Annotated in this window: 15 protein-coding genes; all 15 read left to right on the plus strand. The window is 29.5% G+C overall.

Features of this window, described 5'->3' with window-relative positions:
• The first annotated feature begins 22 nt into the window (after positions 1-22).
• The 15 genes from ACW9UN_RS01030 to ACW9UN_RS01100 all read left to right on the plus strand — a co-directional run bounded on the left by ACW9UN_RS01030 (position 23) and on the right by ACW9UN_RS01100 (position 20,954).
• Positions 23-4,357 carry a CusA/CzcA family heavy metal efflux RND transporter gene (locus ACW9UN_RS01030; RefSeq protein ID WP_459483130.1) on the plus strand — a complete coding sequence of 1,445 codons (4,335 nt, stop codon included), beginning with the start codon at positions 23-25 and terminating at the stop codon, positions 4,355-4,357.
• Between the two features lie 4 nt (positions 4,358-4,361).
• Positions 4,362-5,567, plus strand: a complete 1,206-nt coding sequence (locus tag ACW9UN_RS01035) for an efflux RND transporter periplasmic adaptor subunit (RefSeq protein WP_459483131.1) — start codon at positions 4,362-4,364, stop codon at positions 5,565-5,567.
• 3 nt (positions 5,568-5,570) lie between these two features.
• Positions 5,571-5,987 (plus strand): Fur family transcriptional regulator, encoded by a 417-nt coding sequence (locus ACW9UN_RS01040; RefSeq protein WP_340934724.1) that lies wholly within the window; start codon positions 5,571-5,573, stop codon positions 5,985-5,987.
• A gap of 168 nt (positions 5,988-6,155) precedes the next feature.
• Entirely contained in the window at positions 6,156-6,527 is a 372-nt protein-coding gene (locus ACW9UN_RS01045; RefSeq protein WP_340934726.1) for an ArsR/SmtB family transcription factor, read from the plus strand.
• A gap of 11 nt (positions 6,528-6,538) precedes the next feature.
• Entirely contained in the window at positions 6,539-7,150 is a 612-nt protein-coding gene (gene merTP, locus ACW9UN_RS01050) for a mercuric transport protein MerTP (protein WP_459483132.1), read from the plus strand.
• Positions 7,143-8,840 carry a mercury(II) reductase gene (merA, locus tag ACW9UN_RS01055; protein ID WP_340934731.1) on the plus strand — a complete coding sequence of 566 codons (1,698 nt, stop codon included), beginning with the start codon at positions 7,143-7,145 and terminating at the stop codon, positions 8,838-8,840. Before merTP ends, merA begins: the two co-directional genes overlap by 8 nt.
• Before the next feature lie 84 nt (positions 8,841-8,924).
• Positions 8,925-9,533, plus strand: coding sequence for a DUF2652 domain-containing protein (locus ACW9UN_RS01060; protein WP_340934733.1), 609 nt, complete (start codon positions 8,925-8,927; stop codon positions 9,531-9,533).
• Positions 9,534-9,910: 377 nt separating this feature from the next.
• On the plus strand, positions 9,911-11,857 hold the full coding sequence (locus ACW9UN_RS01065; RefSeq protein ID WP_459483133.1) for a heavy metal translocating P-type ATPase: 1,947 nt from the start codon (positions 9,911-9,913) through the stop codon (positions 11,855-11,857).
• 114 nt (positions 11,858-11,971) lie between these two features.
• Entirely contained in the window at positions 11,972-12,817 is an 846-nt protein-coding gene (locus ACW9UN_RS01070; RefSeq protein WP_088352992.1) for an RteC domain-containing protein, read from the plus strand.
• A gap of 307 nt (positions 12,818-13,124) precedes the next feature.
• The gene (locus ACW9UN_RS01075; RefSeq protein ID WP_088352991.1) at positions 13,125-13,403 is read left to right on the plus strand and encodes a helix-turn-helix domain-containing protein; all 279 of its coding nucleotides are present in this window, start codon (positions 13,125-13,127) and stop codon (positions 13,401-13,403) included.
• Positions 13,404-13,647: 244 nt separating this feature from the next.
• Positions 13,648-14,334 (plus strand): hypothetical protein, encoded by a 687-nt coding sequence (locus tag ACW9UN_RS01080; RefSeq protein ID WP_459483134.1) that lies wholly within the window; start codon positions 13,648-13,650, stop codon positions 14,332-14,334.
• A gap of 292 nt (positions 14,335-14,626) precedes the next feature.
• Complete coding sequence (locus ACW9UN_RS01085) at positions 14,627-15,289, plus strand: P-loop NTPase family protein (RefSeq protein ID WP_459483135.1); 663 nt, start codon at positions 14,627-14,629, stop codon at positions 15,287-15,289.
• 82 nt (positions 15,290-15,371) lie between these two features.
• The gene (locus ACW9UN_RS01090; protein WP_347173921.1) at positions 15,372-16,682 is read left to right on the plus strand and encodes a hypothetical protein; all 1,311 of its coding nucleotides are present in this window, start codon (positions 15,372-15,374) and stop codon (positions 16,680-16,682) included.
• A gap of 8 nt (positions 16,683-16,690) precedes the next feature.
• Positions 16,691-19,147 carry an ATP-binding protein gene (locus ACW9UN_RS01095; RefSeq protein ID WP_459483136.1) on the plus strand — a complete coding sequence of 819 codons (2,457 nt, stop codon included), beginning with the start codon at positions 16,691-16,693 and terminating at the stop codon, positions 19,145-19,147.
• Between the two features lies 1 nt (position 19,148).
• On the plus strand, positions 19,149-20,954 hold the full coding sequence (locus tag ACW9UN_RS01100) for a hypothetical protein (RefSeq protein WP_459483137.1): 1,806 nt from the start codon (positions 19,149-19,151) through the stop codon (positions 20,952-20,954).
• Positions 20,955-21,932: the final 978 nt, after the last annotated feature.

Raw genomic sequence — 21,932 nt, forward strand, 5'->3', positions numbered from 1 at the left:
TAACTGAATTAACACATTTTCTATGATTAATAAAATCATTGATTTTTCAATCAATAACAAATTTATAATTGGTTTGCTAACGCTAACCATTATCGGAGCAGGTATTTGGAGTATGACCCAAGTACCAATAGATGCAGTTCCAGATATTACAAATAACCAAGTACAGGTCATTACTCAAGCACCAAATTTAGGTACAGAAGATATTGAGCAAATTATTACTTATCCTGTAGAGATTGCTATGAGTAACCTACCTAATGTTCAAGAAATTCGTTCTGTATCTCGTTTTGGTTTGTCTGTAGTTACTATTGTTTTTAACGATGATATGGGGACATATTTACCTCGTCAATTAGTTGCTGAAAAATTGAACGACATCAAAGAACAAATACCTGCTGGTTTTGGTGAACCCTCTATGGGTCCAATTTCATCAGGTTTAGGCGAAATATATCAATATACATTAAAAGTAAAACCTGAATTTAAAGATAAATATTCTGTAACTGATTTACGTACGATGCAAGATTGGATTGTACAACGTCAAATGGCGATGGTAGAAGGTGTTGTAGAAGTAAATGCAATTGGAGGTAAAATAAAACAATATGAAGTCGCTGTTGACCCTAACGAATTACGTGCGATTGGACTAACCATTACCGACGTTTTTGAAGCACTGGAAAATAACAACCAAAATACTGGTGGTGCGTATATCGAAAAAAATCATCAAGCTAATTTCATTCGTGGAGAAGGATTAGCTCGTAGTTTAAATGATATAAAAAAAATTGTTGTAAAAAACACTAATAATATTCCTATTACTATTGGCGATATTGCCAAAGTACAATTTGGTGCTGCTATTCGTTATGGTGCATTAACACAAGATGGCGAAGGAGAAGTTGTAGGTGGTTTGGTAATGATGCTTAAAGGCGCTAATTCAAATGATGTAATAGAAAATGTTAAAGTTAGAATGGCTCAAATTGAAAAATCTTTGCCAGAAGGTGTGATAATTGAACCTTTATTAGACCGAAGTAAGCTAATAGCTGAAACAACATCAACTGTAGCAACAAACCTTATTGAAGGTGCATTGATAGTCATTTTTGTCCTTATTTTCTTATTAGGAAACTGGCGTGGTGGCTTAATCGTTGCATCAACCATTCCGCTATCATTATTATTTGCTTTTATATTGATGAATGGATTTGATGTTTGGGCGAATCTAATGAGTTTAGGTGCAATTGATTTTGGTATTATTGTAGATGGCGCAGTAATTATTGTAGAAAGCACCGTTTTTCTCATTGCATCAAAAATATTAAAGAAAAGGAAATTAACATCCAAAGAACGTGATGGCGTTGCAGCAGATGCTTCAAAAAAAATGATGAATGCTGCCTTTTTTGGTCAGCTTATTATTCTAATCGTATTTCTGCCAATATTGGCATTAGAGGGTATTGAAGGGAAAATGTTTAAACCTATGGCATTGACTTTCATTTTTGCAATGATTGGTGCAATGGTGCTGTGTTTGACTTATGTACCAATGATGTCCGCATTAATTTTAAGAGCTCCAAAATCAGAAAAAAAATCTTATGGAGATAAATTTGTGCATTGGGTTGAACATAAATACCAACCTATATTAGAAAAAGCATTAAAAAAGGGAAAACTAATAATTGGTGTTTCTGTTATTTTATTTGGAATTACTGTTTTTATGTTTACAAGAATGGGGGGCGAGTTCATACCTCAACTTGATGAAGGCGATATTGCTTTTCACGCTATTTTAAAACCTGGTAGTTCATTAACTGAAACTATTGAAACGACAACAAAGATTGAGCAAATTGTTAAAACAAAGTTTCCAGAAGTTGAAAAAATTGTAAGTCGAATTGGTGTTGCAGAAATACCTACAGATCCTATGCCTATGGATATTGCAGATATTTTTGTGATTTTAAAACCAAAAAGGGAATGGACTTCAGTTAATTCTAAAAAAGAACTCATTGAGCAAATGAAAGAAGCTGTTGAAATAATTCCTGGTGTAAATTACGAATTTACCCAACCAATTGAAATGCGTTTTAATGAATTATTAGAAGGTGTTAGAGAAGATATAGCTATAAAGATTTATGGTGAAGATATAAATGTATTATCTCAAAAAGCAGAAGAAATATCTAAAATTATTGCAGGTACAGAAGGTATTGGAGATATGAAAGCCGAAGCTACAACTGGCTTACCACAAATTACAATAGCGTATAATAGAAATAAATTAGCTCAATATGGCCTTCAAATAAATAAAATGAATCAATTGGTACAATCTGCTTTTGCTGGTGGTACTGCAGGTATCATTTTTGAAGGAGAAAAAAGATTTGATTTAGTAGTAAGATTAAATGCTACCAATCGTAAAAATATTTCTGATGTTCAAAATTTATACATCAATTTACCTTCTGGAAATCAAATTCCTCTTCGTGAAATTGCAGATGTAAGTTATAAAGCTGGCCCAATGCAAATAAGTAGAGATAATACAAATAGGAGAACCTATGTTGGAATAAATGTTAGAGGACGTGACGTAAAATCATTAGTAATGGAAATAAAATCAAAGTTAGATGCCCAATTAGAATTACCAACAGGTTATTTTATACGTTATGGTGGTGCTTTTGAGAATTTAGAACGCGCAAGTAATCGTTTACTAACAGTGGTACCAATTGCATTATTATTAATTTTTGTACTTATTTATTTTGCCTTAAAATCATTACCTCAAACTTTAATGATTTATATCGCAATACCAATGGCAACTATTGGAGGTGTTTTTGCATTATGGTTAAGAGATATGCCTTTTAGTATTTCTGCAGGTGTAGGTTTTATTGTGTTATTTGGTGTTGCAGTTTTAAACGGATTGGTTATGATTAGTGGTTTAAATGAACTAAAAGAAGAAGGTGTAACCAATTTAAAAGATAGAATTATAGAAGGCACAAAACGAAGAATTAGACCAATTATGTTAACTGCTTTTACAGATGTTTTAGGTTTTTTACCGATGGCAATTTCAGCATCAGCTGGTGCAGAAGTGCAACGACCTTTAGCAACGGTTGTAATTGGTGGTTTACTAACTTCTACACTGTTAACATTATTCGTTTTACCAATTTTATATCATTGGGTAGAAAACAAATCATTCAAATTGAGAGCTAACAAAAAAATGATTGCAGCAACAGCTATGGTAGTTTTTCTCTTTTTGTTACCTACAAAAGGAAACGCACAAGATATCAATGATACGTTGCCAGTTATTTCGATGCAAGAAGCTGTGAATTTAGCCAAAGAAAACTACCCTTTATTGAAACAAAAGCAATTAGAAATCAACAAACAAGAGCAGCTTAAAAATACAGCTTACGATTTTGGTACTACTCAAATTTTTACAGGAGGTGAAGAAGTTAATAATGGGAATGGCATTTATACAACTATAGGTATTGGTCAAAACAACATTGATGTGTTTGGTATTTCTGTAAAAAAACATTTGCAAAAACAACGCATTCAATTAGCTCAAAAAGCATTTATTCTTTCAGAATTAGATTTAGAATTGGAAGTAAAAAAAGCGTGGGCAAATGCACTACAAAGTAAAAGGAATTATCATTTATTCAAAGAGTTAGATTCTATTTTTTCAACTTTTGAAAAAGCAGTAGCATTAAATTATGAAGTAGAAGCTATTTCTAAATTAGAATACTCTGCAGCTAAAACTCAAGTACTAAAGATTAAAAACAAGTTGATGCAATCAAAAAGAGAATTTAGGATTGCATTACAACAACTAAATTTATGGCTAGTTACTAATACTTTCTATACCGTTCCTAATAATTTTGAAATATCACCTGAAATAGATGTTGACGCTTTTAACCCAGAAAAACATCCTTTGTATGCTTTGGCACAATCACAATTTGCAGAAGCAGAAGCAAATTATAAGGCAGCAAAAGCAGATAATTTACCAAAACTAAACCTACAAGGTGGTTTACAAAAAGTAAATGGAAATTCAGGTTTTTACACATATCAAGCAGGTATTTCAATTCCTTTTTTATCAGGTACAAATAAAGCAAAAGTTAAAACTGCAAGAATAGATAAGGAAATTGCTGACACCAACATTCAGTTTAAAAAACAAGAAGTACAATCGAAGTTTAAACAATCAAAAGAGAATTATCAAAAATGGAAAAAAGCTTGGTTCTTCTATAAAATGGAGGTGTTACCTCTTGTAAAAGAACAAAAATTGGGAGCTTTATTTGCTTATAAAGAAGGAGAGATAGATTACACGAGGTTTACACTACTCATAAAAGAAGCTATTCAATCTGAAATAGAAGCACAAGAAGCATTAATAAATTATTTAGAAAGCACATTTCAACTACAATATTTTAATCAATAAGACAATGAAAAACACACAATATATAATTTTAGCACTACTAACAGTTTCATTTTTAGTTGTTGCTTGCGGAAATAAAGAAAGCCATAAGGAAGGTGATGGTCATTCCCATAACGAAGAACAAAAGATTGAAGAAAACGATGACCATAGCGAAGGCGAAGAAGTGATGCTTTCACAACAACAGTTTGAAGCTTTAAAAATGAAGATAGACACCATTGCATTGCGTAATATGAGTGGTTATGTAGAAGCAAATGGCACATTGGAAGTACCACCACAAAGTGAAGCAGCAATAACTTCTGTAGTTGGTGCAAATGTGTTATCCATAAAAGTGATTGAAGGAGACAAAGTGAATAAAGGTCAAGTTGTGGCATATCTTTCACATCCAAATATTATTCAAATGCAAACCGATTATTTGAATGCTTTTAGCAATAGTAATTTTTTAAAGAAGAACTTTGAGCGTCAACAAAAATTATATAATGCAGGAGTTGGCTCTGGTGCAAATTTTCAAAAAGCAGAAGCTGAATATGATGCCTCAAAAGCGATGGCAAACGGCTTAGAAGCACAATTAAAACTATTAAACATAAACACCTCATTAGTTAAAAATGGTACAATTGCTCAAAGTATTTCATTACGAAGCCCAATAGAAGGTTATGTTCAAAAGGTTGAAGTGAAAACAGGTCAGTATGTAGAACCACAAACCGAACTTTTTGAAATTGTAAACACACATCACGTTCACGCAGATTTAATGGTATTCGAAAAAGATGTTTATAAAGTAAAGAAAGGTCAAAAAGTAACCTTTAATGTGCAATCAATACAAGATAAAGAACTAACAGCAGAAATTTATTCAGTAAGTAAAACATTTGAAGATAATCCTAAAGCTGTTCACGTTCACGCAGAAATTGAAAACAAAAAAGGAAATTTAATTCCAGGTATGTATATAAAAGGTAAAATTCAAGTCGACAATACAGCATCAAGGGCATTACCAGAAAGTGCTGTCATAAAAGAAGGTGATAAATTTTATGTTTTTTCAGTAAAAAAAGAAAATGATGATTGGAGTTTTAAGCCTGTTGAAGTAATTTTAGGAGCTAAAGATGGTAATTGGCTAGCTGTTCAATTTACTCGAAAATTAGACAAATCCACAAAATTTGCATACAACAATGCATATTATTTAATGGCTGAAATGAAAAAAGGAGACGCAGAACACGAACATTAAACTATGAAAACAATAGAACAACTTTTAGAATCAAAAAAGATAAGGGTTACAGCAATGCGTCTATTAATTTATAAATTCCTTGCAAATAAACAAGTAGCTGTAACGTTAAGTGATATAGAAAATGCTTTTGAAAAAGCAGAAAGAACAACGCTTTATAGAACTATAAAAACGTTTGAAGAAAAAGCAATAGTGCATCAAATTGATGATGGTACAGGAATTACAAAATATGCATTATGTGAAAAAGGATGCAATTGTGAGATTGAAACCGATTTACATTTACATTTTCATTGCAATAACTGTAATGAAACCATTTGTTTAACAGAACATAAGATTCCCCAAATTAAAGTACCTGATGGATTTGTTTCAGAAAATGTAAACTTGGTAGTAAAAGGGATTTGTGATAAATGTAGTGGACAATAATGCACTACTGTTGTATCGTATTTTAGCACTTTCGGTTTTTCCCAACACATAAATCCAACGCTCTAAAAACCGAAAGAGCTAAAATTTTTCCAAAATTCGTAATTATATATTTAAGTATTTGCTTAAATACGTAATTAACTATATATTTGCACCTATAAAACATGTCTTATGAAATTAGAAATAACCTGTACAAGGGCGGAAGCCAACCATAAGCAGTTACAAAACTGTATGGAGACATTGGATAAAATGGAAGGAAGTTTTCAAAAAATGACAAAACTTTTGTCAATTGCTGGGAACGATGTAAGGTTGAAAATTCTTTTTCTCTTAAATACTGAAAATGAACTATGTCCTTGTGATTTGGCAGATATTCTAAAAATGAGTGTGCCTGCAATCTCTCAACACATTCGTAAAATTAAGGACGCTGGAATTATCTCTTCAAGACGAGATGGTCAAACACTTTACTATTCATTAAATAGAGATGAAACAGAGATATTTAGTAGCATTTTTGAGTCTATAGAATTAATTAGAAAAACAGCTTAATTTATAAAGAAATGAAAACAGAAAAAACATCAAAAAATGCAGCATACACAGGTTTATTTGCTGCTGTAGCAGCATCATCTTGTTGCATACCTCCTGTTATAGCATTAATTGCTGGCGTTGGAGGAAGTGCGTCTGTCCTATCTTGGATGGAACCTTTTAGACCTTATTTAATTGGTTTAGCTATAGTCGCAATTGGCTATGCCTGGTATAATTATTTAAAACCAAAAAACGCTGATGATTGTGGTTGTGAAGTTGATGCAAAACCAAAATGGTTTCAAACCAAAGGTTTTTTAATTGGTATTACATTGTTTGCAGCAGTTTCAATTGCTTTCCCTTATTATGCTCATATTTTTTATCCTGATAATAAAAAAGAAGTCATAGTAGTAAACCAATCTAATATTCAGACTTTAAAAGTTGATGTAAAAGGAATGACTTGTGTTTCATGTGAAGATCACGTTAAACACGCCGTAAATGAATTAGATGGAATTGTTAATGTAGCTGCTTCATATGAAAAAGAAAATGCAGAAATTAAGTATGACAGTACAAAAACATCCAAAGAAGATATAGAGAAAGCCATAAATGCAACGGGTTATACTGTTACCAATAAATTGAAAGATGAGTAATAAAACAATAGAACTTTCCATAACAGGAATGACCTGTAACGGTTGTTCTTCACATATTGAAAAGGACATAAAGAAAACTGTTGGGATTGTAGATAGTTCTGTTAATCATATAACAGGTAAAGGAGATTTCACAATAGATACCGACAAGATTGAAAAAGAAGAATTAATCAATGCCGTGAATAACATTGGTAATTATTCTGTAACAAATAATCTTGAAAAAGAAGACTGTTGCTCTTCAAATTCGGACACCATAATTCAAAAAGAATCTAGCAATGAAAAGCATCAATTTGATTTAATTGTTATAGGCGGTGGTTCGGCAGCATTTTCAGCAGCAATTAAAGCTGAAGGTTTAGGGCTTAATACGCTAATGGTGAATGGTGGGCTAGATTTTGGAGGCACTTGCGTTAACGTAGGCTGTGTTCCCTCTAAAAACTTAATTAGAGCAGCAGAAACTGCATATCATGCTACTCATTCAAACTTCAAAGGTGTTAAGCCAAAAGGAGTCGATATTGATTTTAAACAAATTATAAAAGATAAAAAAGAATTAGTTTCCGCATTACAACAACAAAAATATTTAGATGTTGTAAGTGATTTTGAAAACCTAACGATGCTTCAAGGATGGGCTGAATTTGTAAATAGAAATAGCATTATTGTTGACGGAGGTAAAAGATATACAGCGACTAATATTGTAATCGCGACAGGTGCTACTACCAATATTCCAAGAATAGAAGGATTAAATGATGTTGGTTATTTAACGAATGTTTCTTTATTCGATTTAGAAGAAAAACCAGAGAGTCTGACCATTATGGGTGCTGGTTATATTGGTTTAGAAATAGCACAAGCTTATAGCCGATTAGGTGTAAAGGTGCGAATCATAGAATTTACAGATAGACCATTGCGTAGTCAAACCATTGATATTACAGATGTTTTGGCAGAGCAACTGAAAAGTGAAGGTATTGAGATTTTACCAAATTTTAGAGCCTTTAAATTCGAAAAAAAAGGGAATCATACAATTATACATTGTAATTGCCCTGATGGTTCTACAACTCAAATTATTGAAAAAGGGCATATTGTTGTAGCTACTGGAACAAAACCAAATACCTCTAAACTAGGACTTAATAATATTGACTTAAAATTAAGTGAAAAAGGACATGTTTTAGTGAATGAAAAAATGGAAACTAATATTTCCAATATTTACGCAGCAGGTGATGCAACTAATACACCACCATTTGTTTATACCGCAGCAACAGAAGGGAATACTGCAATAAACAATGCTTTTACATTATTGAAAAGTAGTGTCGATTATTCGTCATTGCCTTGGGTAGTATTTACAGACCCTCAAATTGCAGGAGCAGGTATGGATGAGTTGGAAGCTGAAAAGGCAGGTATTCCTTTTGAAGTAAGTAAACTAGATTTAATTCATGTTCCACGTGCATTAGCAGCACAAGACACCAGAGGGTTTATTAAATTGATTCGTAATACTGAAACGGATAAATTAATAGGAGCTAGGATAATCGCCTCAGAAGGAGGAGAACTCATTCAGCAATTAAGTATGGCTATTAAATTCGGAATAACCATTAAAGATTTAGCTCAAAGTTTTTATCCGTATTTAACATTAGGAGAAGGAATCAAATTAGCAGCAATTACATTTGGAAAAGATGTTTCCAAATTAAGTTGTTGTGCTAGTTAAATAGTCAAAACATTTATACATAACATAAGTTGTGGTGGTAAATAACAGTCACAACTTATGCCTATTTAATCAAAAAACATCTAAATGTCATTAGAAGATTATAAGACTAAATTATGTCCAACATTAATAATCATTCCAGATATTACTGGTTTTAATGATTATATGAATAATTCTAATCTTGAGTATAGTCAAAAGGCAATTGGTGAGTTATTAGAGTCCATTTTGGATAATAACATTCTAAATTTAAAGGTTTCAGATATTGAAGGAGATACTATTTTATTTTATAGTTATGACCTTAATAAAACTATTGATCAAATAATATATCAATGTGAATTAATGTTTCAAAAATTTCATGATAAATTAAAAACATTTAATCCTGATAATTGCAATTGTGGTACATGTGAAAGGTTACACAATCTAACCCTAAAATTTGTGGTGCATTTTGGTAGACTTAGTTCTCTAATGTTGAAGGATTATTGTAGACTTTTTGGAAAAGATTTAAAAATAGCTCACACGTTATTAAAAAACAGCATAGATTTTCGAGAGTATATTCTTGTTACAGATAATGTTCTAGTTAATTATAAAAGAGAAAGAAAAATTTCTATGATTAATTCTAGTTGGCAAGAAGGTAAAGAGTCAGTTACAGATATTGGAGAAATTAATTTCTTATATAAACAGTTAGAAATAACATAAGTTAATTATTATCTTTTACAAATTGTATAGCCCAATCTCAAGCAACCAACAGATATTTAAACTGCAAAAGGTAAAATGTAATTGGGAAATTATAAATGAAATTCAATTTCCGTATTTAAAAAGCACTGACCTTACAATACCAAATCTAAAAGTAAGCAAAGAAATTTTATTGAAAAAAAACCAAGGCTATAACCCATACATATTTGTAATTAATCGCTACTTTTAATTTATGATGCTTATAAACTTAGTCAAAAATTACAAAAAAAGGTGTCTTTACTAAAAGGTTAGTAAGCTTTAGGATAATAATAAGAATAGAGTAAATAATGCACTTCCATTGCACTTAATAAAATAGCATCTTTGGTGTTATAAATTTTATTATGAAAAAAAAGAAACTTAATTTAAAAGACCTAAATCCAAGCTCTAATAAAGAACATAATCACGACCATAGTAATCAATCAAATAATTTCAAAAAGTATTTTCCTGCCATAATTAGTTTTACAATGCTAATGATTGGGATAGTTTTAGATTATTTTAAGGTATTATTCTTTAAGGATTGGCAACGAATTATCTGGTATGGAGTTGCTTATCTACCTGTTGGATTTCCTGTCGTTAAAGCTGGTTGGAAAAGTATTACAAGAGGTGATGTTTTTACAGAGTTTTTTCTAATGTCTATTGCAACTATAGGTGCATTTGTAATTGGAGAATATCCTGAAGGAGTTGCAGTAATGTTGTTCTATGCAGTTGGAGAACTGTTTCAAAGTGCAGCAGTTAATCGAGCTAAAAGTAATATTAAAGCATTACTTGATGTTCGTCCAAATGAAGCTTTAGTATATCGAAATAATGATTATAAATCGGTAAATCCTGAAACTGTAGAAATTGGTGAAAAAGTAAAAGTTCGTGTTGGTGAGAAAATTCCTTTAGATGGTATTTTATTATCAGAAAAAGGATCTTTTAATACAGCTGCATTAACTGGTGAAAGCAAACCTGATACGATTACAAAAGGAGAAAAAGTGTTTGCTGGTAGCATAAATATGGATGGTGTTATCGAAATTGAAACCACTAAAGAATTTAAAGACAGTTCTATTGCCAGAATTCTGGATATGGTTCAAAATGCAACAGCTCGTAAGTCTAAAACCGAATTATTTATCAGAAGATTTGCGAGAGTTTATACACCAATCGTTGTGTTTTTAGCAATAGGTGTTACGTTTATACCTTACTTTTTTGTAGATGATTATGTGTTTAGAGATTGGCTATATCGTGCATTAATATTTTTAGTGATTTCCTGTCCTTGTGCCTTGGTTATTTCTATTCCTTTAGGATATTTTGGTGGATTGGGTGCAGCTTCAAAAAATGGTATTTTATTTAAAGGAGCTTCATTTTTAGATGCAATGACCAAAATTAATATTTTGGTAATGGATAAAACTGGAACTGTAACAAAAGGAGTTTTTAAAATTAAAGATATTAAAGCCATTAACTGGGAGGAAAAAGAATTTATGAAATACTTAATGGCTATGGAAGAACAATCTACGCATCCTATAGCAAAAGCTATTTTAGAGTATAAAGCAGATGGTAAAGATTTTGAAGCTACCAAAGTTTCAGAAATTGCAGGTAAAGGATTAAAAGGAAACGTAAATGGCAAACCTGTTTTAATTGGTAATAAAGCCTTAATGACAGCAAATAATATCGAAGTTTCCAAAGAAATTGACACTATTGTAGAATCTATCGTTTTAGTGGCTATTGATAATGCTTTTGCAGGCTATGTTGTTATTGCAGATGAATTGAAAGAAGATGCTAAAGAAACAATTTCAGCATTGCATAAAGTTGGTATTAAAAAAATAATGATGCTTTCTGGAGACAAAGATTCCATTACCCAAAAAGTAGCAGCAGAACTAAATATTGAAAAAGCTAAAGGCGGTTTATTGCCAGAAGATAAATTGAATGAAGTAGAAAAATTAAAACAAAATTCAGAAAATAAGATTGCTTTTATTGGTGATGGAATTAATGATGCGCCTGTTTTGGCTGCAAGTGATGTTGGTATTGCAATGGGTGGTTTAGGTAGCGATGTTGCTATTGAAACAGCAGATGTTATTATTCAAACAGATCAACCTTCAAAAGTGATAAAAGCAATTCAAATTGGTCGTTCTACAAGAAAAATTGTATGGCAAAATATTGGATTAGCATTTGGTGTAAAAGTGATTGTGTTAATTTTAGGAGCTGGTGGATTAGCTACAATGTGGGAAGCAGTTTTTGCAGATGTAGGTGTTGCGTTATTAGCTATTTTAAATGCTGTGAGATTACAGAAAATGAAATGGAGTGTGAATTAAAAAACAACTCCATAAATTAAATATTAATGAAATATAAATATGTGCGATAAATAAAGTGATAACTAAAATCATACTAATTTAGATATTAGTATGATTTTTTACAGATGAAAAAAATTGAAAAAGATTGAAAAAATTGTTAAAGAATTAGACTATAATTTAGATTTTTTAGAAAAAGAAACAGAAGGAGTATTAGAAAAAGCAGAAGAAAGTATTAGAATAACAAAAAGAGCATTAGAACAAATAAGAATACTTTTTTTAAGGAAAAAATTAATCCCGAAAAACGAAGAGATTGGTTTTTTCAAAAGCATTAAACCTTATGTTTTTAGTAAACTAATATATTATGTCAAATTATTTAGTATAGAAAGTAAAAGACCAAGAAGTAGTAATAAATCTCAAGTAAAATACTTCAATAATCACATAGATAGGCTTCAAAACTATTTTAATGATAATCTAGAATTTTATCATTATTTCAGAAGAGGAGCCATTTTTTTAGATGAAGAATATTTTATGAGAGGTAAAGCAGATATTAGGCTATTTCCAGACTCATTATCATTTTTTACAGATGATAAATTTTCTACGAGTCACGATACAACTGTGGCTACTATTATGGCATATGATATGTTAATCATCTATCTAAAAAGAGAAATAGATAAACTTGAAAACAATAATAGTATGGAAACCAATTTCAATGCATTTAAAAAGCAGTCAAAACTTTTTTGGACTGGAAATAAAACCGATTTAATAGAGCTTATCTATGCACTTCATAGTTCTGGTTCCGTAAATAGTGGTACTGCAGATATTAAAGAAATGGCATCAGCTTGCGAGCAAATGTTTAATATAGACCTTGGTGATTATTATAGGACATTTTTAGAAATTCGTTCACGCAAAATTAATCAAACCAAATTCATAGATAAACTTAAACAATCCTTAGAAAATAAGATGTTAGATTCTGATGAATAAATACCCAAGTTGGGTGTTTTTAAGTGCAAATTATTTACATATAATTTGCACTTTTTTGTTACCAAAAAAAAATAATGAGAATAGCAATCAATGTCAATACAACGTATTAAAAATGTAGATATAAAATTACCCAAGTTGGGTTTTACTTGTGTATAAACTTCAATAAATCATATCATATTTGCCTAACGAAAGTCAAATCGTTGGTTCACACTCACATAATAACAGAAAAATCGTGAACTAAATTAACCAAAAGAAGCTGCTTGAATGTGGGGGCATTCAACAGCTTCTTTACTAAAATTGTTAGAAAATGGCAGCAACTATTATTACTACAGAAGATTTAAGAGAGTTCAAAGAAGAATTATTAGAAGACATTAAAGCAATGATTAACCATCAATCAGGTTTCGCACCTAAAAAATGGTTAAAATCTCCAGAGGTTAGAGACTTGTTAAGTATTTCTCCAGGTACATTACAAAATTTAAGAATCAATGGAACACTCCCCTATTCTAAAGTTGGTGGTGTTATTTATTACGACTACGAAGAAATTCAAAAAGTACTAGAAGAAAATCGCATTCATAACAAGTTCTAAACGTCATTGCGAACAAAGTGAAGCAATCTCATCATAAAAAAAAGGAATATATTATATATAGTCAGAATCTAAATCCGACCTATTTTATTTTTAGTAGAAATTCAATTTTTATGGAACTGGTGAATCCAAAGAGTTTACGGTCTGGATTCGTAAGTGTAATAAAAAGTAGAATTCAATAAAAATGAAAGTGAGTCTTGATTTTTTGAATACTTTTTGATCAAGCAAAAAAGTATTGATATAAATTATGCAAAACGTAAACTTCATAAAACACCTAAAAGGAGTTTTCTTTCAATTTTCAAAAGACAATCGTTTAAACCCAACACATATAAGCTTGTATGTAGGGTTATTCCAAATCTGGAATAATAATCGATTTCCTGAAGAATTTTATATCAATCGTGAAGAGGTAATGTGCTTTTCTAAAATTGGCTCAAAATCAACATATCATAAATGCATAAAAGATTTAAGTCATTGGAAATATATCATTTACTACCCTTCACACAATCCTTACAAAGGGAGTAAAATTAAGATGTTCAAATTCGAGACAAGTTCTGGACAAGTTGTGGTACACAACAGTACCAAAAATGAGACAAGTACTGGACAAGCACTGGTATCTATTAATAAACATATACAAACTAATAGAAACATTAAAAACATTTATAAACTTGACAAGCCCAGAATTGAAAATGAAGTTATCGATTTTTTTAAAAAAGAAAAATGGCCAACAATTGAAGCTCAAAAATTCTTCAACCATTACCAAGGTATTGGTTGGAAAGTGGGCGGTAAAACAAAAATTGTCAATTGGCAGGCAACAGCTAAAAATTGGATGATAAAAGCTGAAGAAATAAAAACTAAAGAAAACCAAAAATCAGTTAGCCAAAATCAAGACAACCTAAAGACCAGTAAAAATAAAAACTACAATGAACCTCTCTAAATGTCATTGCAAGGAGTTTGCGAAGTGGCAATCTCATCATAAAAAAGAAGTGCAATAATATAGTCATAATTTTTAACCGACATAGGATTTGCAAGCGAGTGTCAATCATTTGAAAATAGCGTAAAAAGAAAATCTGTTTGAGCATAGCGAGTTATTTTCTTTTAGCTTTTGAAAATTAAATTGACCGCTGAAAATCCAAGTCTTGATCTTTTGTTTCGTTTTGCATCAAGGCAAAATGAAAAGTACTAAAATAAAATACGCCATTATTGTTCAAGTAAGAATCCATTAAAAAATGAAAATCAAATCACCCCACATAATAATCGAAGGAAGTGTCCAATACCAATTAGGAGAACTAAAAGGAAATCAAATAATATACGATTTTCCAAAAATGCTAATCTATTTAGAAGCAAAAGGGAAATTATTATTTGACAAAAATTTCAAAATATATTCAGAAGATGAAGCAATTTTATACAAGTTATGCATTTATTTTATTCGTGATTTTGATGCTTGCAAAAAATTAAATATAGATCCTAATAAAGGAATTTTATTATCTGGTCCAGTAGGTTGTGGTAAAACAAGTTTAATGAAATTATTACCACACATTGTTCCTCATCAAATCAAGCATATAGTTGTACCTGCAAGAAATATTACATTTAATTTCAATAAAAGCGGGTTCAAAATTATTGAAGATTATGGTAATAATGGTTTTTATTGTTTTGATGACTTAGGTGTAGAAACAACTGGCAGGCATTTTGGTCAAGATTGTAATGTAATGGGTGAAATCCTTTTATCACGTTACGATTTATTCTTAAAAAACAAAACAAGAACTCACGCTACAACCAATCTTAATGCAGAAGAATTAGAAGAAAGATATGGTAATAGAATAAGGAGTAGAATGCGTCAATTATTTAATTTGATAGCATTTAATAAAGATTGTATAGATAAAAGACGATGAATCAAACGTTTAATTATATCAAATTAATACAAAATATATTGTTAAAATTCATATCTTTCAGATTAATTATATCAAAGAATAAGTGTTAACTAGTAACCAAATAAAAAATCAATTAAATTCTATAACTGCATCAGTTTTAAACGGTGATAGTTTTGATAGAAATGATTATGCAAGAAAAATTTTGAACTATCCAGCAATGATGGTTCCAAGTGTTCAAGAACCTATAATAAAAACTTTAATAGATGCGCTACCAGAAAATTCTTCTATGATTGATCCTTTTATGGGCGCTTCAAATACTATTATTACATCAATGCGTTATGGGATTAATTCATTTGGTCAAGATATAAATCCATTATCACTACTTATAAGTCAAGTAAAAACACATATATTTTCAAACGAGCTAAAAACTAGCTTTCTAAATTTCAAAAAGAGATTAAATAGAAGTAGATCTGCAAAAATTGATATTAATTTTAAGAATATAAATAAATGGTTTAAAAAGGATGTTCAAATTGAGTTATCTCAAATTCGAAGATTAATCATTCAAGAAGAAAATTTATTTATAAGAAAGTTTTATTGGGTTGCTTTAGCTGAAGTTATTCGTTTAACAAATAATGATAGAACATCAACCTTTAAAATGCACGTTAGGGCTCAAGAAGATATAAACAACCGTAACTTATCGCCTAAAGTGTATTTTATAAAAATATGTCAAAGAAGTATAAATGATATTTTTGAAGTAAAAAATAAACTATTAGAGAATAATCTTTTAGAAAAAGATAAATACATTTATGAAGTTGAAGTCGCTTGGGGTGATTCTAAAGAGAAATTAAATACAACAAAAAAACATAATCTTCTTGTTACCTCACCTCCTTATGGTGACAATCATACAACAGTAACATATGGCCAATTTTCATATCTCCCTTTACAATGGATTCCTGTAGTAGATATTGATGAAAGTATAACTATGAACTATTTAGATGTAATACAAGAAATTGATTCAAGAAGTTTAGGAGGTAAAAATGTTTCTGATTATTCAGTTATAGAAAAAGAGATGTTTTCCAAATCAAAAACTTTAAAGAAATTTTTTAGAAATTTTAATGCAGAAGAAAGACTAAGAGCTAGAAAAGTAGTGAGTTTTATTAATGATTTAGATATTACAATTGACAATGTTTTGGAAAAAATGATGCCTAATTCATATTTTGCTTGGACAGTTGGTAATAGAAATGTTAATAATAAAGAAGTTGAGAATGATAAAATTTTAACCGAGTTATTAGCAACAAAAGGTATAAACATTTTTACAGATTTAGAAAGGGATATTCTATCTAAAAGAATGCCTGACAAAAATAATTTTTCTAAAACTATGAGTAAAGAAAAAATCTTAATCTACAATAGTTAAAATATTCAATGAGCAACGATTACCATTTTGATATAACACCCCACATTGTTAAACAATTAGGTGAACAATTAGTTTCAGATGAAGTAACAGCTTTATTAGAGTTAATTAAAAACTCTTATGATGCAGATGCTAATTATGTTTCAATAGATATTAATACTAAAGGTCAATATACTGATGATAACTTAATCTTTCCAAAGCATAATGGATATATAGCTGTAGAAGATGATGGTTTTGGTATGAATAAAGAAACGATACTCAAATCGTGGCTATTGATTTCGTATTCAAAAAAAAGGGAACAAAAAGCAAAAAACATTAAAACACCTGGTGGTAGGACACCTTTAGGAGAAAAGGGTTTAGGGAGATTAAGCACACAAAGGTTAGCTGATATTTGTGAAATACTTACCAACACTAACAAAACAGAAGGGACTCATTTAGCATTTAACTGGAAAGATTTTGAAAAAGAAGAAAGGCTTTCAGATGTTGAAATTAAATCAAAAATTTACAATCCATTAATTAAAAATGGCACAAAATTAATACTAACTAATCTTAATCACTCTGAAGTTTGGGAAGGTAAAAACCTAGAAAGATTTAAAGGTTTTGTTTCTCAAATAATTTCACCATACAAAGAAAACAGGCCTTTTGATGTTTATCTTACAGTTAATAACGAAGTAATTGACTTAGAAAAAATAAATGATGACCTTAGAGATTTAGCAATTTCAAAATTTGAATTTTCTTTTAATAGTAAAAAAGTAAAGATTAGTGGTAAAACTAAACTAACTAAGTTTGTTGGGAATAAGAAAGATGACTTTGCAGACTATTTGGAATCTGATAATGGAAAAAAATTCTATGAATTTTTAAAAGAGAGCGCTTATAATGATATTCTACTTTCTGATAAGAACAATTACTTTTTAGAATTAGAAAACGAATTTACACTTGATGAAATTTCTGGTATGGAAGTTTTTGATGGTGAAATAGCAAATCCCGGTAGTTTTGAAGGTGTAATTGATGAATTCAGCCTTGATAATTGGATGACTTATGATGATCAAGTAAATAATGTTTTTAATGGTTTATCTAATTATAGAGCTTTTGCGCAAAGTCAAGCAGGTATTAAATTATTTCGAAATGGTTTTGCTATCAAACCTTTTGGTATAAATGGTCAAGACTGGCTCAAACTGGCAGACTCGCAAACCAACGCATCATCATATTATCCACTAAGACCAAAAAACGTTATTGGTTATTTTTCCATAGATGAAGGTGTGAACAAAAATCTAAAGGATAAAACTGATCGAGAAGGGTTAATATCCAACCCTTATTCAAGGAATTTTTTCGTTTTGGCTTTTTTTATAATAAGACAAATTAACAATTATCAAGAGAGAATTCGTAGAGCTTTTGTTGGTTATCTAAAGATATCAAAAACAAAAAACAATGGAATAACTTCGGTTAAACAATCTTTTAATCATATCAATAATATCGTTGTTTCTTCAACAGCAATATCAGACGAATTAAAGAGTTCAGGTTCAGTAATAAGTGAATTAGTAAAAGAACAAACAATCATTGTAAGTGATGTAAAAGACAATCCTCTTTTTGCTACAGAAGAAAATAAAAAAAACGTTAAAAAAGCACAACTCCTATTAAACAAATTAAAGTCAATTCAAGAAGCTTTTTCTAAGGTCAATAAGGTAATTAAGAAAACTGAAGATTTAAATGAAGTAATTGATATTTTAAAGCCAAAAATACAAGTATTAGAAGAACAATTAAATAATTTTACTGAATTAGCTGGTTTAGGAATAACAGCAGAATCAATCAGTCACGAGTTTTTAAACATAGTAGATAATTTAAATGAAAGAGCACTATTTTATCAACAAAAGTTAAAAAACAAAGAGTTAAAAGAGTCCGATAGTTTCATACTATTGGAATACATAAATGAAACCGTAAATGGTTTAAAGATTCAATTAAGACATTTAGACCCTGCTCTTAAATATCAAAGAGAAAAGAAAAACCAATTTAGTTTATCAAAATATTTTTCCGAAGAGAAAAGTTATTATAAAAAAAGATTTAATTCTAAAGAAATTGAAGTCATTGTAAAAATTAAAGATGATTTCTCCTTGAAAATTAATAAAGGTAAATTAACTCAAATAATTGATAATATTCTAATAAACTCAGAGTATTGGCTCAAAGAAAAAAAATTAAAAGAAAAACATTTCAACCCTAAAATAAATATTACAGTTGAAAAACCGTGGCTATATATCTCAGATAATGGTTTTGGTATACCAAAAAATATAGAAAATCAAATTTTTGAACCATTTGTATCTACTAAACCAAGAGGTGAAGGTCGTGGTCTAGGTCTTTTTATAGTTCTACAATTATTAGATTCTATGGGAAGTTCAATTTCATTGGAGCCTAAAAGAAATGAATTTGATAAAAAATACATTTTTGCTATCAACTTAAATAATGCTATGATTTAATATGAGTGAGAAAATTATCCTAAGTCTAAAAGAAGAAAGCCTTCAAATAATTCCCAAAGAAAATCCTAATCTAACTGATAGTGCAGTCAACGCTATTAATACTTTATTGGTTAAGGAAGGAATAGAGAAAATACTTTATATAGACGACAAATTTGATATTGAAGCTCAAAAAGCGTTTTTCCTTGGAATGCTAAAACAAATAAAAAATAGTGGTAAACTTCCTCCAGATGATAATTTCATTTCAAACATTAATTGGCAGCTACCTTTAGCGGCATTTAATAAAGAAATTTTAAAAATATGGGAAGACACAATAGATAAAAAAAAGCTTATCCATAATATTTCTAATCTAATTGGTGATAACGAAAGTTCAAACATTACCCCTGCATTAGAGTTTAAAGATTATTTCCCTGGTGAAAATGCATTATTATTAACACCAAATGAATGGATAGAAAGAAAAAAAGAAATATTAGATTCCATACCTGAAGGTCGTAAAGTCTTATGTTTATTTGACTTCGAATTAGAAAATTTTACAGGCCCCAACAAAGAAACAAATGGCATTCAACTCATTAAAGAACTTATAGAAACTGGTTATTCTGAAAAAGTAATATGTGGTATTTTTTCTCATAAATACACAGAAGAAGAAGAGGACACTTATAGAAAAATATATCGCAAAGAGTTTGATTTGAAAAAGAAACATTTTTGCACTATTTCTAAAAGTAGATTTGCGCAAGACCCACAATTAAGTGGTTTTGCAGAAGGAATTAAGTATATATTGATTACTAGGTATATAGAAGACCTGAAATCTAAATCTATAAAAATACTTAGAGAAAGTAACGAAAAATCTATTAAAGATTTTAAAAAAATATCTCCAAAAACGTTTAATCAAATTATTCAAAAATCATCATATAAAGAAGGTGTTTGGGAAGTTGAATCATTATTTCGTTTGAATACAATTTTAAATTCAGATGCTAATTTTTCATCTTTATTAGAAGAAAATGTTAGAAAAGAATTTGACCAATCAGTATTAAGTGTTAGAAATATAGATAGTATATATACTGGTTATAATAAAAAAATAAGTCCAGAATCTTTACTAATCAGAGAGAAAGAATTATATACAAATCAAGATTATTTAAACATTCTCAATTTACCGATTGCTAACGGTGATATTTTTGAGATAGATTCCCAAAAGTATATTTTGGCAGTACAACCTTGTAATTTAGCATTAAGAAGTAAGGGCATTAGAAATAGATCCTATAATAAAGGTATATTAATTCCATTAATTGATTTAGATGTGCAAAACTTCAACCCAGCAACTTCGTATAAATTATATCGTACAGACAGTAATAATAAAATTCTATGTGCTCTTTTTTCAGAATATCAAAATATTAAACTTGATATTTTAGATTTAACAGTTTTTAATTCAGCAAGTTCTGCGATAATAGATATGAATAATAAAAACGTTGATGATAACAATGTAATTCAAGAATCTTGGAAAAAAAGATATAAAGCAATTCATAAAAATTTTATAAAAGAGGAAAAAGTTTATCAGGCTTATAATACTATAAGAAAAAAATTAGATGGTAAATTTACTAGCGAGTTTAACTTATTAAATTCTTTCTTTAACAATCCTTCATTAACTAAAGAATTTAAAATTAAAGATCTAGAAGTTTATGATTATCAAAACAGGATTTTTAATTTTAAAATTAAACGTGTAAAAAGATACAAAGAACCATATTCAACAGATTTATTACATAGTTTTATGGCCTATTTATCAAGAAATGGTTTTGATATAGATTTCACTTCTTAAAATCCCACACAAACCAAAATCCAATTTGTTGCAAAAGCAAAAAATCGCTGTCTTTTGGTTTGTTCCGCGCGCCAATGCAAGTTTAGCATTTTAATATTCTAAAGGTATTTGCATTTTACAGCTTGTATTTTCGCACACTCAAACACAACTATAAAAAGCAATCTTTGTTATTATTTTCATAAAACACAAAACTCCCCAAAGCTATATTTACATAATGCGCAGTTATATACACATTCATTCACTTTCTGGTCTATAACGCCATTATGTAAAATAGCTGCTCTTCCAACGCTCACGTAGTTAATAATTGATAACATTTAGTTATTTAAACAACATTTAGAAATTGTTGCATTGTTTTTATAAGTGCTTATTTGTAATTTTAAATTAACATTACTAAAACTATTATAATTTCAGTTTATATTACAATTATAAAGCACCCATAAAATCAAAAAAAGCCAATAAGATTATTGTTTTTTATTTGCTATAAAATGTAGTTAATATTGGTTTCACTAAAAGCAAATGCAAATAGTGTTTTATTAAAATTACGTATAAAATCTCACCATTAATTCTTGAATAAAAATATAAAGCATTCACTTTTAACAAAACCAATTAAGGAAATTGGAACAAAACAAATAAAAAACAATACACTTATTCTCGCTTCTGCCCGCGCACTAGGTATTTTAATTTTTTATAATTCCTTACCTCATTCAACTGCACAAAACCATCGCTAAGTCCAAATATTCCTTATCTCAAGTCTTTATTTGTTTCATTTCGTTAAGTAATCACAAATAAAATCCAGATAAAATCTATCATTTTACATATAATAAAAAATAAAGGATAAAAAGAAAAACAAAAAAAAGACAGCAAAACAAATGGTTCCCTTAATGTTGCAATACTTTCAGCATTTGTTTCATTCAAGAAAAAATTTAATTGCATAATATTTTGTCTTTTAAAAGCCTCCGCTTTTAGCCTATAAAGGTC

Source organism: Polaribacter litoreus (assembly GCF_054584775.1).

Coding starts and splice junctions, on each gene's coding strand:
- ACW9UN_RS01030 (WP_459483130.1), top strand. CDS start 23: ATGATTAATAAAATCATTGATTTTTCAATCAATAACAAATTTATAATT.
- ACW9UN_RS01035 (WP_459483131.1), top strand. CDS start 4,362: ATGAAAAACACACAATATATAATTTTAGCACTACTAACAGTTTCATTT.
- ACW9UN_RS01040 (WP_340934724.1), top strand. CDS start 5,571: ATGAAAACAATAGAACAACTTTTAGAATCAAAAAAGATAAGGGTTACA.
- ACW9UN_RS01045 (WP_340934726.1), top strand. CDS start 6,156: ATGAAATTAGAAATAACCTGTACAAGGGCGGAAGCCAACCATAAGCAG.
- merTP (WP_459483132.1), top strand. CDS start 6,539: ATGAAAACAGAAAAAACATCAAAAAATGCAGCATACACAGGTTTATTT.
- merA (WP_340934731.1), top strand. CDS start 7,143: ATGAGTAATAAAACAATAGAACTTTCCATAACAGGAATGACCTGTAAC.
- ACW9UN_RS01060 (WP_340934733.1), top strand. CDS start 8,925: ATGTCATTAGAAGATTATAAGACTAAATTATGTCCAACATTAATAATC.
- ACW9UN_RS01065 (WP_459483133.1), top strand. CDS start 9,911: ATGAAAAAAAAGAAACTTAATTTAAAAGACCTAAATCCAAGCTCTAAT.
- ACW9UN_RS01075 (WP_088352991.1), top strand. CDS start 13,125: ATGGCAGCAACTATTATTACTACAGAAGATTTAAGAGAGTTCAAAGAA.
- ACW9UN_RS01080 (WP_459483134.1), top strand. CDS start 13,648: ATGCAAAACGTAAACTTCATAAAACACCTAAAAGGAGTTTTCTTTCAA.
- ACW9UN_RS01085 (WP_459483135.1), top strand. CDS start 14,627: ATGAAAATCAAATCACCCCACATAATAATCGAAGGAAGTGTCCAATAC.
- ACW9UN_RS01095 (WP_459483136.1), top strand. CDS start 16,691: ATGAGCAACGATTACCATTTTGATATAACACCCCACATTGTTAAACAA.
- ACW9UN_RS01100 (WP_459483137.1), top strand. CDS start 19,149: ATGAGTGAGAAAATTATCCTAAGTCTAAAAGAAGAAAGCCTTCAAATA.